General features: G+C 66.1%; 15 protein-coding genes. 5 read left to right on the top strand and 10 right to left on the bottom strand.

Annotated features, from left to right (window positions below; translation table 11 throughout):
- Positions 1 to 38 precede the first annotated feature (38 nt).
- From PI246_RS12305 to PI246_RS12285, 5 genes are read right to left on the bottom strand one after another with little or no spacing between them, the layout of a single operon-like run.
- A complete protein-coding gene (locus tag PI246_RS12305) occupies positions 39 to 938 on the bottom strand; it encodes a cytochrome c oxidase subunit 3 (protein WP_320551585.1) in 900 nt (299 codons plus the stop codon).
- A gap of 33 nt (positions 939 to 971) precedes the next feature.
- The gene (locus tag PI246_RS12300; protein WP_320551584.1) at positions 972 to 1097 is read right to left on the bottom strand and encodes a hypothetical protein; all 126 of its coding nucleotides are present in this window, start codon (positions 1095 to 1097) and stop codon (positions 972 to 974) included.
- Positions 1098 to 1100: 3 nt separating this feature from the next.
- Positions 1101 to 2714, bottom strand: coding sequence for a cytochrome c oxidase subunit I (ctaD, locus tag PI246_RS12295; RefSeq protein WP_320551583.1), 1614 nt, complete (start codon positions 2712 to 2714; stop codon positions 1101 to 1103).
- A 38-nt stretch (positions 2715 to 2752) separates the two neighbouring features.
- On the bottom strand, positions 2753 to 3667 hold the full coding sequence (coxB, locus tag PI246_RS12290) for a cytochrome c oxidase subunit II (RefSeq protein ID WP_320551582.1): 915 nt from the start codon (positions 3665 to 3667) through the stop codon (positions 2753 to 2755).
- Between the two features lie 19 nt (positions 3668 to 3686).
- On the bottom strand, positions 3687 to 4169 hold the full coding sequence (locus tag PI246_RS12285) for a DUF2244 domain-containing protein (RefSeq protein WP_320551581.1): 483 nt from the start codon (positions 4167 to 4169) through the stop codon (positions 3687 to 3689).
- Positions 4170 to 4357: 188 nt separating this feature from the next.
- Here PI246_RS12285 and putA point away from each other — a divergent pair, with 188 nt between their 5' ends.
- The 4 genes from putA (at position 4358) to PI246_RS12265 (ending at position 9875) form a co-directional block, all read left to right on the top strand.
- The gene (putA, locus tag PI246_RS12280) at positions 4358 to 7510 is read left to right on the top strand and encodes a bifunctional proline dehydrogenase/L-glutamate gamma-semialdehyde dehydrogenase PutA (RefSeq protein ID WP_320551580.1); all 3153 of its coding nucleotides are present in this window, start codon (positions 4358 to 4360) and stop codon (positions 7508 to 7510) included.
- Positions 7511 to 7671: 161 nt separating this feature from the next.
- Positions 7672 to 8157, top strand: coding sequence for a DUF2599 domain-containing protein (locus PI246_RS12275; protein ID WP_320551579.1), 486 nt, complete (start codon positions 7672 to 7674; stop codon positions 8155 to 8157).
- Between the two features lie 119 nt (positions 8158 to 8276).
- Positions 8277 to 8900, top strand: a complete 624-nt coding sequence (locus tag PI246_RS12270; protein ID WP_320551578.1) for a hypothetical protein — start codon at positions 8277 to 8279, stop codon at positions 8898 to 8900.
- A gap of 93 nt (positions 8901 to 8993) precedes the next feature.
- The gene (locus tag PI246_RS12265; RefSeq protein WP_320551577.1) at positions 8994 to 9875 is read left to right on the top strand and encodes a hypothetical protein; all 882 of its coding nucleotides are present in this window, start codon (positions 8994 to 8996) and stop codon (positions 9873 to 9875) included.
- Between the two features lie 90 nt (positions 9876 to 9965).
- Here PI246_RS12265 and PI246_RS12260 read toward each other — a convergent pair whose 3' ends face one another.
- The 4 genes from PI246_RS12260 to bioD form a co-directional block, all read right to left on the bottom strand.
- Positions 9966 to 10226: a hypothetical protein gene (locus PI246_RS12260; RefSeq protein ID WP_320551576.1), complete on the bottom strand. Its 261-nt coding sequence runs from the start codon at positions 10224 to 10226 to the stop codon at positions 9966 to 9968.
- A 138-nt stretch (positions 10227 to 10364) separates the two neighbouring features.
- Positions 10365 to 12551: a peptidyl-dipeptidase Dcp gene (gene dcp, locus PI246_RS12255; protein WP_320551575.1), complete on the bottom strand. Its 2187-nt coding sequence runs from the start codon at positions 12549 to 12551 to the stop codon at positions 10365 to 10367.
- A 100-nt stretch (positions 12552 to 12651) separates the two neighbouring features.
- Positions 12652 to 12987: a hypothetical protein gene (locus PI246_RS12250; RefSeq protein ID WP_320551574.1), complete on the bottom strand. Its 336-nt coding sequence runs from the start codon at positions 12985 to 12987 to the stop codon at positions 12652 to 12654.
- A gap of 35 nt (positions 12988 to 13022) precedes the next feature.
- Positions 13023 to 13694, bottom strand: coding sequence for a dethiobiotin synthase (gene bioD, locus PI246_RS12245; protein ID WP_320551573.1), 672 nt, complete (start codon positions 13692 to 13694; stop codon positions 13023 to 13025).
- Between the two features lie 70 nt (positions 13695 to 13764).
- Here bioD and PI246_RS12240 point away from each other — a divergent pair, with 70 nt between their 5' ends.
- Entirely contained in the window at positions 13765 to 14256 is a 492-nt protein-coding gene (locus PI246_RS12240) for a GAF domain-containing protein (protein ID WP_320551572.1), read from the top strand.
- 243 nt (positions 14257 to 14499) lie between these two features.
- Here PI246_RS12240 and yihA read toward each other — a convergent pair whose 3' ends face one another.
- Positions 14500 to 15147: a ribosome biogenesis GTP-binding protein YihA/YsxC gene (gene yihA / locus PI246_RS12235; protein ID WP_320551571.1), complete on the bottom strand. Its 648-nt coding sequence runs from the start codon at positions 15145 to 15147 to the stop codon at positions 14500 to 14502.
- Between the last annotated feature and the right edge of the window lie 18 nt (positions 15148 to 15165).

Raw genomic sequence — 15165 nt, 5'->3', positions numbered from 1 at the left:
CCTTGCGGCGGGTCGGTGTTCGGTTCGGCGATGACGGCTCAGAGCACGTAAACGAAGAGGAACAGCGCCAGCCAGACGACGTCCACGAAGTGCCAGTACCAGGCCACGGCTTCGAAACCGAAATGGTTGTCCTTGGTGAAGTGGCCCTGCGCGCAGCGCACCCAGATGATCGCCAGCATGATCGTGCCCAGGGTCACGTGCATGCCGTGGAACCCGGTGAGCATGAAGAACGTGGCGCCGTACACGCCGCTGCCCAGCGTCAGGTTGAAGTGCTCATAGGCTTCGGCGTATTCGTGCGCCTGGCAGAACAGGAAGGTGCAGCCCAGCAGCACGGTGGCGCCCAGGCCGATCAGCAGCGCCTTGCGGTGGCCCGCCTTCAGTGCGTGATGGGCGATGGTGATGGTGACGCCGGACGACAAAAGGATCAGCGTATTGATCAGCGGCAGACCCCACGCCGCGATCGTCTGGAACGATCCGCCGATGCGGTCGGGACCGCCACCGCCGGATGCACCCCAGGCGGCGTTGTAGTTTTCCCAGATGAACTGGTGGGTGAGCACGCCGTGCCCCTCGCCGCCGAGCCAGGGCACGGAGAACACGCGGGCATAGAACAGGGCGCCGAAGAATGCGCCGAAGAACATCACCTCGGAGAAGATGAACCACATCATGCCCATGCGGAAGGATCGATCCACCTGGGTGTTGTAGCTGCCCGCGAGCGACTCGCGGATCACCGAACGGAACCAGCCGAAGAACATGCCCAGGATGGCGACCACGCCCACCCAGAACACGGTCTTGCCGAACCCGGCGTCGCCCGGCTGGGCGTTCAGCCAGTGCGCGGCGCCGAACACCGTGATGAACATCGAGACGGCGGCCACGATGGGCCACTGGCTCTTGCTCGGTACGAAGTAGATGTCTTGTTGCTGGTGACCCTGGTGACCCATGGTGGTTTCCCGTGGATGAGCGCGTTTTCTAGCCTAGACCTTCAGCATCTGCACGATCGACAGCACGAAGACCGCGATCGCGAACCCGCCCGCGATCAGGGCGGTGCGCCGGGCGCGCCGACGGCGCGCGTCGAGGTCGTCGTGTGCCGCGTCGGACATCGGTCAGTGTTCCGTGTTGCCGTGGGCCAGCTCGTCATCGTGGATGACCGGCGGCACCTCGAAGGTGTGGTGCGGCGCGGGCGACGGCACGGTCCACTCCAGGCCCCTGGCGCCTTCCCAGGAACGGTCGGCGGCCTTCTTCTTGGAGAACCACACGCAGTGCACCACCACGCCGAGGAAGATCAGCTGCGAGGCGCCGAACCAGAAGCCGCCGATGGAACTGATCATGTTGAAGTTGGCGAAGGCCACGTTGTAGTCAGGGATGCGGCGCGGCATGCCGGCGAGGCCGAGGAAGTGCTGCGGGAAGAACAACACGTTGACCGAGATCACGCTCGACCAGAAGTGGATCTTGCCCCACGTCTCCGAATACATGTGGCCCGACCACTTCGGCAGCCAGTAGTACGCCGCCGCGATGATCGAGAACGCGGCGCCGGTCACCAGCACGTAGTGGAAGTGCGCCACCACGAAGTACGTGTCGTGGTACTGGAAGTCGGCCGGGGCCAGGGCCAGCATCAGGCCGGAGAAGCCGCCGATGGTGAACAGGATCACGAAGGCGATCGAGAACAGCATCGGCGTCTCGAAGGTCATCGAGCCGCCCCACATCGTCGATACCCAGTTGAACACTTTCACGCCCGTGGGCACCGCGATCAGCATCGTCGCGTACATGAAGAAGATCTCCGCACCCATCGGCAGGCCCACGGCGAACATGTGGTGGGCCCAGACGATGAACGAGAGGAAGGCGATCGACGCGATGGCGAACACCATCGCGCGGTAGCCGAAGATCGGCTTGCGGGCGAAGGTGGGGATGATCTCCGAGATGATCCCGAACGCGGGCAGGATCATGATGTAGACCTCGGGATGCCCGAAGAACCAGAAGATGTGCTGGAACAGCACCGGGTCGCCGCCGCCGGCGGCGTTGAAGAAGTTGGTGTGGAAATACTTGTCGGTGAGCAGCATCGTCACCGCGCCGGCCAGCACCGGCATCACCGCGATGAGCAGGAAGGCCGTGATCAGCCAGCTCCACACGAACACCGGCATCTTCAGCAGGTCCATGCCCGGGGCGCGCATGTTGAGGATGGTGGCGATGATGTTGATCGCGCCCATGATCGAGCTGATGCCCATCAGGTGCACCGCGAAGATCACATAGGCGATCGACTCACCCTGCAGCGACAGCGGCGGGTACATCGTCCAGCCGCCGGCGGGGCCGCCGCCGGGCATGAACAGCGTGGACAGCAGCAGGATGAACGCGAACGGCATGATCCAGAACGACAGGTTGTTCATGCGCGGCAACGCCATGTCCGGCGCGCCGACCATGAGCGGGATCATCCAGTTCGCCAGGCCCACGAAGGAGGGCATGATCGCGCCGAAGATCATCACCAGCGCGTGCATGGTCGTCATTTCGTTGAAGAAATACGGCTGCACGAGCTGCATGCCCGGCTTGAACAATTCGGCGCGGATCACCATCGCGAACGCGCCGCCGATGAAGAACATCGTCAGCGAGAAGATCAGGTAAAGCGTGCCGATGTCCTTGTGGTTCGTGGACATCACCCAGCGCTGGAAGAATCCCTGCGGCGCATGGTGATGATCGTGGTGGTCGTGGGTGGCTTCGTGGGCCATGGCCTTGCACCTCTACCTGAAGACGAATGCGTGATCGGTTAACCCTGGGGGGCCGGGGCGGGAGCGTTCGGGGCGGCCTGGGCCGTTTGCGGCGGGGCCTTGGCAGCCTTCGCCTCGTTTTCCCGCGACGCCAGCCACTGCTCGAACTCCGCCCTGGGCAGCGCCTTGACCACGATCGGCATGAAGCCGTGGTCCTGGCCGCACAGTTCGGCGCACTGGCCGCGATAAACGCCCGGTTCCTTGATCTTGGTCCACGCCGTATTGGCGATGCCGGGGATGGCATCCATCTTCCAGCCCAGCGCCGGCACCCACCAGGAGTGGATGACGTCGCCGCCGATGATCACGAAGCGGATCTTGGTGCCGACCGGCACGACGAGGGGCTTGTCGACGTCGAGCAGGTAGGTCTTGTAGCCGTCGACCTGGATCTTCTCCGGGTCGAGGTTGGAATGCAGCTGGCGGGTGCGGTCGGAGCTTTCCTCCAGCTTGGACATATAGCCCACCTGGTCGATGCCCTTGCCCTTGTAGTCGACGTAGTCGTAACGCCACTTCCACTGGTAGCCGGTGATCTTGACGGTCATTTCCGAGCCGGTGGTGTCGGCGAAGGAGACCAGGCCGCCGGTGGCGAGGTGGGCCAGGAAGATCAGGATGACGACGGGGATGACCGTCCAGACGATTTCGAGCTTGGTGCTGTGCGACCACTTCTCCGGGACGGCACCGCGCGATTTGCGGAAGCGGAACATGGCGATGAACATCGCGCCGAAGACCACCACGCCGATGACCACGCAGACCCACAGGGCCACCATGTGCATCGCGTAGGGCGACCACTCGCTGACGCCGCGGGTCATGTTCATCTGGCCGGGCTCGGGATTGGCCAGCGCCGATCCGCCCCACAGGGCCGCCATGCCCCCCAACACCCATGCCGAAACCGATCGTCCGATGCCACCAGATGTCATGTCTGCACCTTTGTTGAACCTACCTGCGCGACTGATCCATGACCTCGGACAGAAGCACCATGAGTTTCCTTGACACCTCGACCCTTTCCTCTTCCCCAAGGAAGGCGCCGATTTCGAGCTGTTTGCCGTGCGATGTGATCACGAGCCGCTGGCGGCCATCCCCCGGCGCCAGCCCGATGCGCACCCAATATGTCTGGAAACGGCTCACCCGTCGACCGGGCACCTGCCGCACCTCCAGCGTATCCGGGCCGATGGCAATGCGTTCACCCCTGTCGCCGGCCCGCCAGGCCGCGCCAAGCGCGAACCCCACGACGAACGCCTCGAGCAACGCGAAGAAGGGGGCGAAAACGTTCCCCTGCCATGCGCCTAGCGTGGCGGTCGCCAGGGCCAACACCGAAAGACCGATGATCAGTCGACGCAGGCCGCGCCTGTCCAGCGCACGGTTGGGCCGAAGCCACAACACGCGCGGGTGACCCGCGGCGGTCGGTCGAAGCACGATCATGGGAATCCGGCGTGCCTGGAACAGAACGATGATAGGGCGGCTGTCCCCACGCGGCAAGGATGGGAAGCGGCAGGATGTCGCAGGGGGCGCCGACCGGCCGGGAGCGTCAAAGGGCATGCCGCACAGCAGCACGCACGGCTACCCGCCCTCCCCTACAATACGCGGTCTTCCCCTCCCCGCGACCGCCCGTGAATCCTTCCATCCTCCGTCCCGAACTCCCGACCGGCGCCGAGCCGGCGCGCGCGCGCATCACCGCCGCCTGGCTGCGCGACGAAACCGAGGCCGTGAACGACCTGCTTGCGCAGGCCAGCCTGCCTCCCACCGAGCGCGAACACGTCATCGACGTGGCCGCCGGCCTGGTGACGCGCGTCCGCGCGCGTGCCAAGGACCAGAGCGCCGTCGAGTCGTTCATGCGCCAGTACGACCTCTCCTCTGAGGAAGGCGTGCTCCTGATGTGCGTGGCCGAAGCCCTCCTGCGCATCCCCGACAAGGGCACGGCCGACAAGCTGATCCGCGACAAGCTCGGCGAGGCCGACTGGAAGAAACACCTCGGCCAGAGCGAGTCGGTCTTCGTCAACGCCTCGACCTGGGGCCTGATGCTCACCGGCCACCTGGTGAACCTCGCGGACGAAACCCGCAAGGACTTCTCCTCCGCCCTGCGCCGCCTGGTCGGCCGCGCCGGCGAGCCGGTGGTCCGCCTGGCGGTGCGCCAGGCGATGCGCATCATGGGCCACCAGTTCGTGATGGGACGCACGATCAAGGAAGCCCTCGACCGCTCCGCCGAGAAGGAACACGCGGTCTACCGGTATTCCTACGACATGCTCGGCGAGTCCGCGCTCACCCAGGCCACGGCCGAGCGCTACCAGCAGGATTACCGTGACGCGATCAACGCGCTCGGTGCGCGCGGCCCGTTCGCCAGCAACCTCGAGGCGCCGTCTATCTCGGTGAAGCTTTCGGCGCTGCATCCGCGCTACGAGGTAGCCAACCGTGCCCGCGCCCGCGCCGAACTGGGCGCCAAGCTCCTCGAACTGTCGCAACTGGCCTTCAGGAACGGCATCGCCCTGTCCGTGGACGCCGAAGAGACCGACCGCCTCGAGCTCTCGCTGGACATCATCGGCGACGTCTTCGCGCATCCCTCGCTCGAGGGCTGGAACGGCCTGGGCATCGTCATCCAGGCCTACCAGAAGCGCGCGCCCTTCGTGATCGACTGGGTGACCGAAAAAGCCCGCGCCACCGGCCGTCGCTGGTTCGTGCGGCTGGTGAAGGGCGCCTACTGGGATGCCGAGATCAAGCGCGCCCAGGAAAACGGCCTGGCGGGCTACCCGGTGTACACGCGCAAGCCGAACACCGACGTCAGCTACCTGGCATGCGCCCACCGCCTGTTCAACGCGGGCAGCGACCTCATCTACCCGCAGTTCGCCACACACAACGCGCACACCATCGCCGCGATCCACCACATCGCGAAGGGCCGGCCCTACGAAAACCAGCGCCTGCACGGCATGGGGGCCGACCTCTACGCCGAGGTGATCGGCAAGGACAAGCTCAACGTGCCTTGCCGCGTCTATGCACCGGTAGGTAGCCACGAAGACCTCCTGCCCTACCTCGTGCGCCGCCTGCTCGAGAACGGCGCCAATACCAGCTTCGTCAACCGCGTGGTCGACGACACCGTGCCGGTGCGCGACCTCGTGGCCGATCCGTGCGAGACGGTGCGCGCCTTCGCCTCCATCCCGCACCCCCGCATTCCCCTGCCGGTCAATCTCTACGGCGAACTCCGGAAGAACTCCATGGGCATGAACTTCGCAAACGACAACGAGCTCAACGAGCTGGCCGATGCCGTCAACCGCCACGCCGGTCCGTGGCGCGCCACCCCGCTCGTCGCCGGCGTCTCGCCGTCGGGCACGACCGTCGAGGTCACCGACCCGTCCGATCGCCGCCGCATCATCGGCACCGTCGAAAACGCCGACGCCGCGCTGGTGGATCGCGCGCTGTCCGCCGCCGTCGCCGCCCAGCCAGGCTGGGATCGCCTGCCGGCGGCCAGCCGCGCGGCGATCCTCGAGCACGCCGCCGAGCAACTGGAACATCACCGGGCCGAATTCATCGCCCTGTGCGTGCGTGAGGCCGGCAAGAGCCTGCCCGACGCCATCGCCGAGGTGCGCGAGGCCGCCGACTTCCTGCGTTACTACGCCACCATGGCGCGCCGCCTGTTCGGCCAGCCCGAACAGCTGCCCGGCCCCACCGGCGAGAGCAACCAGTTGTTCCTCAACGGCCGCGGCGTGTTCGTCTGCATCAGCCCGTGGAACTTCCCCCTCGCGATCTTCCTGGGCCAGGTCTCGGCCGCGCTCGCCGCCGGCAACGCGGTGGTCGCCAAGCCCGCCGAGCAGACCTCGCTCATCGGCCATGCCGCCGTGAAACTGCTGCACGCCGCCGGCGTGCCGGCCGACGTGCTGCAATACCTGCCGGGCGACGGCGCCACCGTCGGCGCGGCGCTCACCCGCGATCCTCGCGTGGCCGGCGTGGCGTTCACCGGCTCGACCGAAACCGCGTGGGCGATCAATCGCGCGCTCGCGGCGCGCAACGCACCCATCGCCGCACTGGTGGCCGAAACCGGCGGCCAGAACGCGATGATCGCCGACTCGTCGGCCCTGCCCGAGCAGATCGTGAAGGACGTCATCGCCTCCGCGTTCCAGTCCGCCGGCCAGCGCTGCTCGGCGGCACGCGTGCTGTTCGTGCAGGAAGACATCGCCGACAAGGTCGTTTCGATGCTCGCCGGTGCGATGGCCGAGTTGAAGGTGGGCGATCCGGGCCTGCTTTCGACCGACGTCGGCCCGGTCATCGACGAGGACGCGCGGCAGATCCTCGTCGATCATGCCGCGCGCATGGACCGCGAAGCGAAGAAAATCGCCGAAGTGCGGCTCCCGGCGGAGGCGGCCAACGGCACGTATTTCGCGCCGCGTGCCTATGAGATTCCTTCGCTGGCCACGCTCACCCGCGAAGTGTTCGGTCCGGTGCTGCACGTCATCCGCTGGAAGGCCAGCGACCTGGCCAAGGTCGTCGACCAGATCAACGCCACGGGCTATGGCCTCACGCTCGGCATCCACAGCCGCATCGACGACACCGTCGACTACATCGCCAGCCATGCCCGCGTGGGCAACTGTTACGTCAACCGCAACCAGATCGGGGCGGTGGTCGGTGTGCAGCCGTTCGGCGGCGAAGCGCTCTCCGGCACCGGTCCCAAGGCGGGCGGCCCGCACTACCTGTTGCGTTTCGCGGGCGAGCGCACGCTGACCGTGAACACCACCGCGGCCGGCGGCAACGCCTCGCTGCTGACGATCGGCGAATAACAACCGCCACGCGGTTCCGGCAACGCCCGGCCAAGCCTCTTTCCGGCAACGGAAGGAGGCTTTTTTCATGGTCTGGCGAAAAAGGTCGACGGCGTTATGCTGGATGTGCCGCATGCCAGGGCTGGCATCGCCAACGTCATCGCTCCATGGAAGGAGGCGTCATGAAAGCATCGATCTGGGCCGTCATCGGCCTGGCCGCGGCCTGCGCCGTCGGCGTCACGGCAGGGGTCGTCCACGCGTGGCATCGCGACGCGGCCGATCCCCTCCGGGGGGCGCCCCATGCCGCAACGGCCACGCCGTTCGCGGAACCCTGCGACGCGGCCACCGGCGAGGGTTACGTGCAATCGGGTCAATGGACCCTCGACACATTCGGCCCGGTGCTGGAAATCACGCCGACCGACTGCGGCCGCAACGCAGGTGCGGCCAGGCGCGACCACCTCGATATGGAAGTGATCGAGAAATTCAGCGGCAACGTGAACTGGCGCAATACGCGGGGCCTGATCAACCAGCTCGATTGCCACGCGATCAACTATCCCACCAAGCCGACCTGGAACATCGAGCCGGACCGCCCCTACGTCGGCTACCGCCTGACGTGGCAGGCGCAATGCAATCCCTCCACGCCCCGGCCCGATTCGCCGTTCGAGTGATCGCCGGCCACCCGCCTGAGACACCGTCTACGACCAAAGGCGTATTGCCCCGGTGTCCGGCTTGCGCGAACGTCCACCCACGCGCGTTTCGGCCGGTACCCGACGCCCCGTTTCCCCCAATGGAGACCCGCGACATGACGTCGCTACCGGCCCTGCCTCTACGTGTACACCCCCGGTCCCGACCGGGCATCGCCAGTCGCCCCCGGCTGGACCTCAAACAGAAGCTTCTCGCGACCAACCCCGCGATCCTGGACCAGTTGGCGCGTCCCCTGGGCGAGCTGGGACGGACAGGGATCGACTTTCGCTTCGGTGCCGGTGACGTCCAATCGATCGATCCCTATGCGTCACGTGCGTTCGGCGAACTGGTGATCGTCACCGGCAAGCACGGCGCCTTCGTCGAGCCGATGGACGAGGAAGCGAACGAAGGCCCTGAGCGTTATGCGCTTATCGGCAAGCATCGCTCCGAGAACGAATGCCTGCTGCTCTTTCGCCACGCCTTTGGCGCCGTCACGTGCCACTTCACCGTGAATTCCGTGGGGCCCGACGCGCGGATCGGCTTCCTCAGGCACACCCAATTCGCCGAGGTGCGTGGCTTTACCGTCTCGACCCCGAGCAGGATGAGCCGGGAACGGGCGGCCTTCGAGACCGTGCTGCGGTATCGCGCCACCGAACTCAACGAACTGCAGGGCATCGTCTTTCGCGGAGGCGCCCTGGGTATCGAACGAATCATCCTGACACCCTGAGTCCCCACAGCGCCTCCTCCCCAGCCAGGGAGGCCATGTCCACAAGGAGAGTGACCGATGCGTGCAACAGACGTTGATCAAGGAGCCGATCCCATGAAGCCTGCCCAGCGCCCCCCGTACATCCGAACCTTCCGCGACGCGCTACGCCCTCTTTTCGACCATCGCGACGGTCGGATCGACCACCGCCGCGATTCGTCGTCCGGACCGCGGCCCACGGCACGATGGCGGTCACACCCCCTGGATCGAACCGGCTCCAACCTGGCCCAGGAATGGGACACGGTCGAACTGATCGCCGATCCCACGCTTGGCCTGACGTTCGACTATGCGCGCCTGGGCGTGCACGAGGGCGAGTCAAGCGTGGGCGCCTACGCGCTGGGATCGCTGTGGCTTCGCTGGCACAAGACGGCAAAAACCACCTGGGAGCGCGCCGTGGAGATCCGGCAGGCGCACGACGGAGAAACCGCGGGGCTCATGGTCTTCGTGATCGGCCGCTTCACCCTTCTCCTGGACGGCGCGATGCTTGAAGAGGCCCTGTCAAGCGCCGCGCTTTTTCAGTACTGGGTGAACGATGCGTGGATCCTTATCTACAACTATGTGCTGGAGGACGGCACGGGCAACCACACCGTGGGTTCGGTCGGCCCGCTAGTGGATGTCAAGGACAACACCGTGAACTTCTATGCCCTTGTCGAACCGACCCAACCCAACGATGGAAGCGACATCCTCAACGCGATGAGAAGCTACGGCTACCTGCCGATGCAGGAGGGGATCGGCGTCGTCACGAACGACCGGCGACTCGTTCTCTACACGTCCGGGGACGGCGGCACGATCGACACCCAGTTCGGTGTCATCGAGACGGGGGTCAAGTTCGTCGACATCCCCACCTTCAAGGGAGACGTCAAGGAATACCGGGAGAACGAACTAAAGGTTTTTTCGTCCGTGGCCGATGAACACCGCCGCGAACAGGGGATACCCTGAGGCCCGCCACATCGGTTGACGCGATAGTTTCCGGAGCGGGGCCGCCGGCCTCGCTCCGGAACGCCGGTCAACACATCCGGGCCGTTGCGATCAGCGGCCGCTCACAAACGGCGGGTCGACCGAGAACGATACCGACGCGTCCCATCGCAAGCCCTTGAACGGATGATCGCTGTGCCTGGAAAGAAGCTCACCCTGCTTGACGACAGCTTCGTCAATGAAATCGTTGTGCGCCCCATACCAGGCGACCCGTCCTGACCCGCCGGTGACTGTCAACGTGAATGCCTTTACGTTATCGGCGAAGGTTCCACGCTGCTCCAGTGCCTTGCCCGTTTTTTCGTCCCACGTCTTCATGCTAACCATCCTTGTCGTTGAACCCCTGTACTCGAGACGATAGGTCGCGCGCAGGGCTCGCCGCAAGCCTCATCGACGCGCATAGAAGGCAGAAGCGGGGCAAACCACGGAGACGCCTGTGATTTGCCCCGGGATGCGTTATTTGAGGCCACGGTCCTTCAGCATCGGCTCGATCGAGGGATCCTTGCCGCGGAAATCGCGGTAGAGCTTCGCCAGATCGACCGTATTGCCTCGCGAGAGGATCTTGTCGCGGAAGATCTGCCCGTTTTCGCGGGTCAGGCCGCCGTGCTCCTTGAACCACTCGAAGGCGTCCGAATCGAGCATCTGCGTCCACAGGTAGGCGTAGTAGCCGGCGGCGTAACCGTTGCCCCAGATGTGCTGAAAGTAGCTCGAGCGGTAACGCGGCGGCACCTGCGGCAGGGTGAACCCGGCCTTCTTCAGCGCATTGGCTTCGAACGCGTCGACATCCTGCTTGCCCGCGTCGGCCGGCAGCATGTGCCACTGCATATCGAGCGATGCCGCGGCGATGAGCTCGCTCATCGCATAGCCCTGGTTGAAGCTCTTGGCTTTCTTGATCTTGGCCACGAGTTCGTCGGGCATCGGCGCACCGGTCTGGTAGTGCTTCGCGTAGTGGGCGAACACCTTCGGGTCGGACGCCCACTGCTCGTTGAACTGCGAGGGAAACTCGACGAAATCTCGCGCGGTGTTGGCACCCGAGAGCGAGGGGTACTGCGAGTCGGCGAACATGCCGTGCAGCGCGTGGCCGAACTCGTGGAACATGGTCGTCACGTCGTCGAACGACAGCAGCGCCGGCTGGCCCGGCGCCGGCTTGGTGAAGTTCGCCACGTTGTAGATCACCGGCTTCTTGCCGAGCAGCTTCGACTGGTCGACGAAGTTGCTCATCCAGGCGCCGCCGTTCTTGTTGTCGCGCTTGAAGTAGTCGCAGTAGAACAGCGCCAGCGACGTACCGTCCTTGTCGAACACCTCGAACACGCGCACGTCCGGCTGATAGACCGGGATATCCTTGCGCTCCTTGAAGGTCAGTCCATAGAGCTGGTTCGCGGCGTAGAAGACGCCATTCTGCAGCACGTTGTCGAGCTCGAAATACGGACGGATCTGCGCCTCGTCGAGGTCGTACCTGGCCTTGCGCACTTTTTCGGCGTAGTGATCCCAATCCCAGGCCTGCACCTGGAATCCGCCGTTCTCCTTGTCGATCACGGCCTGGATGTCGGCGGACTCGGCCTTGGCACGGGCGACCGCGGCAGGGGCGAGGCGCTCCATGAACTTCTCCGCGGCCTCAGGCGTCTTCGCCATCTGGTCGACGAGGTTCCACGCGGCGTAGTTCGGGTAGCCGAGCAGCTTCGCGCGCTCGGCACGCAGCTGGGCGATGCGGGTGATGATGTCGCGGGTGTCGTTGGCGTCGCCGTGCTCCGCACGCTCCCACGAGGCCTTGAACAGCTTCTCGCGCGTGGCGCGGTCGTTCATGCCCTGCAGGTCGGGCTGCTGGGTGGTGTTTTGCAGCGTCACGACGTATTTGCCGTCGAGGCCGCGCTCCTTCGCCGCCTCGGCCGCCGCCTTGACGTCGGCGTCGGACAAACCGTCGAGGGCCTTCGCGTCGTCCACCACGAGGGCGCCGGCCTTCGTCGCCGCAAGCAACTGCGTGGTGAACTTGGTGCTGAGGGTGGATTCTTCCTTGTTGAGGTCTTTCAGCCTGGCCTTGTCGGCATCCGACAGCTGGGCGCCGGCGAGCACGAAGTGCTGGTACTTCACCTCGAGCAGGCGCAGGGATTCCGGATCCAGGTGGAGCGAATCACGCTTGTCGTAAAGCGTCTTGATCCGCTTGAACAGCTTGTCGTTGAGATAGATCGCATCGCTATGCGCCGCCAGCTTCGGCGATTCGTCTTCGTCGACCTTCTGCAACGTGTCGTTCGTGTTCGCACCGGTGAGCGCCGAGAACACGCTCTGCGCGCGACCGAGCAGTTCGCCGGATTTTTCCATGGCGACGACGGTGTTCTCGAAGGTCGGCTCGTCCGGCGACTGGGCGATGGCGTCGATCTCGGCCATCTGCTGCTTCATGCCTTCCTCGATGGCGGGCTGGAAGTCGGCATCGACGATCTTGTCGAACGGCGGCGCTTCGAACGGGAGGGGGCTGCGGGTCAGCAGGGGATTGACGTGCGCGGACGGCGCCGCGGCGGTGGTGGCCGCCGGCGCGGGTGCCGTGCCCGTGGCGGCGGGCGCGGGGGCGTTGTCGGACTCGTTATGGGACGACGAGCAAGCGGCGGTGAGGGCGATCGAGGTGGCGATCACGAGCGTGCGTACCTTCATGGACGAGAGGTCCCCTGACGACTGGCAAAAAGGAGACTCTAGTCACAGAACACCATCGTGGACAACCGCCGGAAGTCAGCGGCGATCCGCCTCGCCCGGGTCAACGCGTGTCGCGAAGCTCCCAGCTGCTGCCGATCAGAAGGTTGAGGCGGTGCTTGACGATACGCATCGGCAGGCTCGTGGTGAGCGTGATGTCGGTGCGGTCGTTCGACAGTTCGCCGCTGGCCGATGCCCCCGCGTCGGTGACGCCGAGCGCCGGATCCACCTCATCCGGCTCGGGTTGCTTGGCGCGCCAGCGCTGGAAAAGCGCGTCCGACCGCATGGCGGCCGCGATGTCGGCGGCGAGCTTGTCCGGGCCGATGCCCTCGAAGGCGAGGTCAGGGTCCGGGCCCTTCGCCTTGCTCATGTCTTTGACGGAGAGAAAGTAGGTGGTCATGCGTTCGTGATAAATCGCGACGCGTGAAGCCGCCGTCAGTCGAGCGCCGAAAGCTCCAGCGCGCGCGCCGCCTCGGACGGCGCCGGACCGTAAGGCAGCGTGCCCAGCAGGGGCGCGGGAAGCAGCCGGCGCAGCGTCTGGACGTTGCCGTCGATCCATGGCATCGCCGGATCGACGAGGTTGGCGATCCAGCCCGCGAGCTCGCAGCCATGCGCCCGGATCGCCAGGGCGGTCAGGCGCGCATGGCTGATGCAGCCCAGCCGTATGCCGACGACGAGCACGACCGGCAGGCGCCAGCGCGACGGAAGTTGTTCCATGGACATCTCCTCGGCGAGGGGCACCATCCAGCCGCCGACGCCTTCGACCACCACGCGATCATGAGTGCGGGTCAGCGTCGCGAACGCCTCGTCGAGCGGTGGCCAGTGCAGGGCAACCCCTTCGGCCTGCGCCGCGAGGTGTGGCGCGACGGCCTGCTCGAGCGTCAGCGGGTTGACCACGGCGTACGCGGGACGCGGGTCGCTGGCGGCCTGCAGGTCGAGCGCATCCTGGTTGCGCAGGCCATCGGCCGTGCGCTCGGACCCGCTGGCGATGGGTTTCATGCCGGCCACGCGCTCGCCGCGGGCGCGGAACGCGTGGAGAAGGGCCTGGGTGGCGTGGGTCTTGCCGATGCCCGTGTCGGTACCGGCGACGAAGAGATGGCGGGTCATGGAGCGGCCTTGCGGTGGCGAGGACGTGGCACCATACACGGCTTGACCCTCGATTCGCGCGGAACGCCCCATGTACGAAGCCAAAGCCATCGACGCCACCGACAAGGCCGCCCTGTACGCCGAACTGGCCGAACAGGCCGGCGGACTGATGCACGGCGAATCGAACACGATCGCGAACGCCGCCAACTTCGCGGCCCTGGTGTACGACGTGCTGCCGGATCTGAACTGGGCGGGCTTCTATCTCTACGACGGCACCGAACTGGTCGTCGGCCCCTTCCAGGGCAAGCCGGCGTGCATCCGCATCGCGCTGGGCCGCGGCGTGTGCGGCACCGCGGCGCAGACGCGACAGACCCAGTTAGTGCACGACGTGCACGCGTTCGACGGACACATCGCCTGCGACGCCGCGTCCAATGCCGAGATCGTGGTACCGCTGGTCCGGGCCGACGGAAGCCTGTTCGGCGTATGGGACGTGGACAGTCCGACGGTCGGGCGCTTTGATGACGACGACCGCCAGGGGATGGAGCGGCTCTGCGCGGTGTTCATGCAAACGCTCGGCCGATAGCCCGACGGGTCGCTGCGACAGCGCGATGGCAGGGCCGGACCGTGGCCTCGGCGAATGAGGCCATGAACGTCATCGCAGCCATGCCGGCTGCCGCCGGATCGCCGGTGCGATCGACTTCCACCCCTTCAGTAGGCGGCAGATCGGGTGCCCCCTCTTGCCTTCGTCGGGTGGGAGCGGATCGTTCGGGACGCGACGAAGCGACCGAGGCGGGCACCACCAGGGTGCCGATGCCGCACGGCTCGCTCAGAGTTCGTGCGGTCGCGGCGTGTGCAGCAACGCCACGATCTTCGCCCGCGCTTCGTCCACGCCCGTCTTCGCCAGCGACGAGAAGACCTGCGCCGTGCCCTGCACGCCCTGCTGACGGAAATCGCGGCGCAGCACGTCGAGCGCCTTGCCGGCCTGGCCGCGGGAGACCTTGTCCGCCTTGGTCATGAGTACGTGGCACGGCAGTTCGGTGGCCGCGCAGAATTCGAGCATCGTGCGGTCGAAATCCTTCAGCTCGTGGCGGATGTCCACGATCAGCACGATGCCGCGCAGGCTCCGGCGCATGCGCAGGTAGGCGTCGATCTCGCCGCGCCAGTGGGCACGCATGGCCTCGGGCACCTTGGCGTAGCCATACCCGGGCAGGTCGACCAGCCGCGCGTCGAGGGGGGCGGCGCCGTCGTCCGGCTTCAACGGCGGCAGGTCGAACACCACCATCAACTGCGTGCGCCCCGGCGTCTTCGACGTGCGTGCCAGCGCGTTGTGCCCGGTCAGCGCGTTGAGCGCGCTGGACTTGCCCGCGTTGGAACGGCCGGCGAAAGCCACCTCGGCACCCTGGTCGTAGGGCAGTTGCGTGATGTCGTGCGCGGCCAGCACGAAGCGGGCGCCGTTGAGCGGATTGGATGACATGGCGTGTGCGACGGACCG

The organism is Luteibacter sahnii (assembly GCF_034063545.1).
Taxonomy (GTDB): Bacteria; Pseudomonadota; Gammaproteobacteria; order Xanthomonadales; family Rhodanobacteraceae; genus Luteibacter; species Luteibacter sahnii.
The sequence above is the reverse complement of the archived record's forward strand: the minus strand, read 5'-3'. Positions and strand labels throughout refer to the sequence as shown.

Coding starts and splice junctions, on each gene's coding strand:
- PI246_RS12305 (WP_320551585.1), bottom strand. CDS start 938: ATGGGTCACCAGGGTCACCAGCAACAAGACATCTACTTCGTACCGAGC.
- PI246_RS12300 (WP_320551584.1), bottom strand. CDS start 1,097: ATGTCCGACGCGGCACACGACGACCTCGACGCGCGCCGTCGGCGCGCC.
- ctaD (WP_320551583.1), bottom strand. CDS start 2,714: ATGGCCCACGAAGCCACCCACGACCACCACGATCATCACCATGCGCCG.
- coxB (WP_320551582.1), bottom strand. CDS start 3,667: ATGACATCTGGTGGCATCGGACGATCGGTTTCGGCATGGGTGTTGGGG.
- PI246_RS12285 (WP_320551581.1), bottom strand. CDS start 4,169: ATGATCGTGCTTCGACCGACCGCCGCGGGTCACCCGCGCGTGTTGTGG.
- PI246_RS12275 (WP_320551579.1), top strand. CDS start 7,672: ATGAAAGCATCGATCTGGGCCGTCATCGGCCTGGCCGCGGCCTGCGCC.
- PI246_RS12270 (WP_320551578.1), top strand. CDS start 8,277: ATGGAGACCCGCGACATGACGTCGCTACCGGCCCTGCCTCTACGTGTA.
- PI246_RS12265 (WP_320551577.1), top strand. CDS start 8,994: ATGAAGCCTGCCCAGCGCCCCCCGTACATCCGAACCTTCCGCGACGCG.
- PI246_RS12260 (WP_320551576.1), bottom strand. CDS start 10,226: ATGAAGACGTGGGACGAAAAAACGGGCAAGGCACTGGAGCAGCGTGGA.
- dcp (WP_320551575.1), bottom strand. CDS start 12,551: ATGAAGGTACGCACGCTCGTGATCGCCACCTCGATCGCCCTCACCGCC.
- PI246_RS12250 (WP_320551574.1), bottom strand. CDS start 12,987: ATGACCACCTACTTTCTCTCCGTCAAAGACATGAGCAAGGCGAAGGGC.
- bioD (WP_320551573.1), bottom strand. CDS start 13,694: ATGACCCGCCATCTCTTCGTCGCCGGTACCGACACGGGCATCGGCAAG.
- PI246_RS12240 (WP_320551572.1), top strand. CDS start 13,765: ATGTACGAAGCCAAAGCCATCGACGCCACCGACAAGGCCGCCCTGTAC.
- yihA (WP_320551571.1), bottom strand. CDS start 15,147: ATGTCATCCAATCCGCTCAACGGCGCCCGCTTCGTGCTGGCCGCGCAC.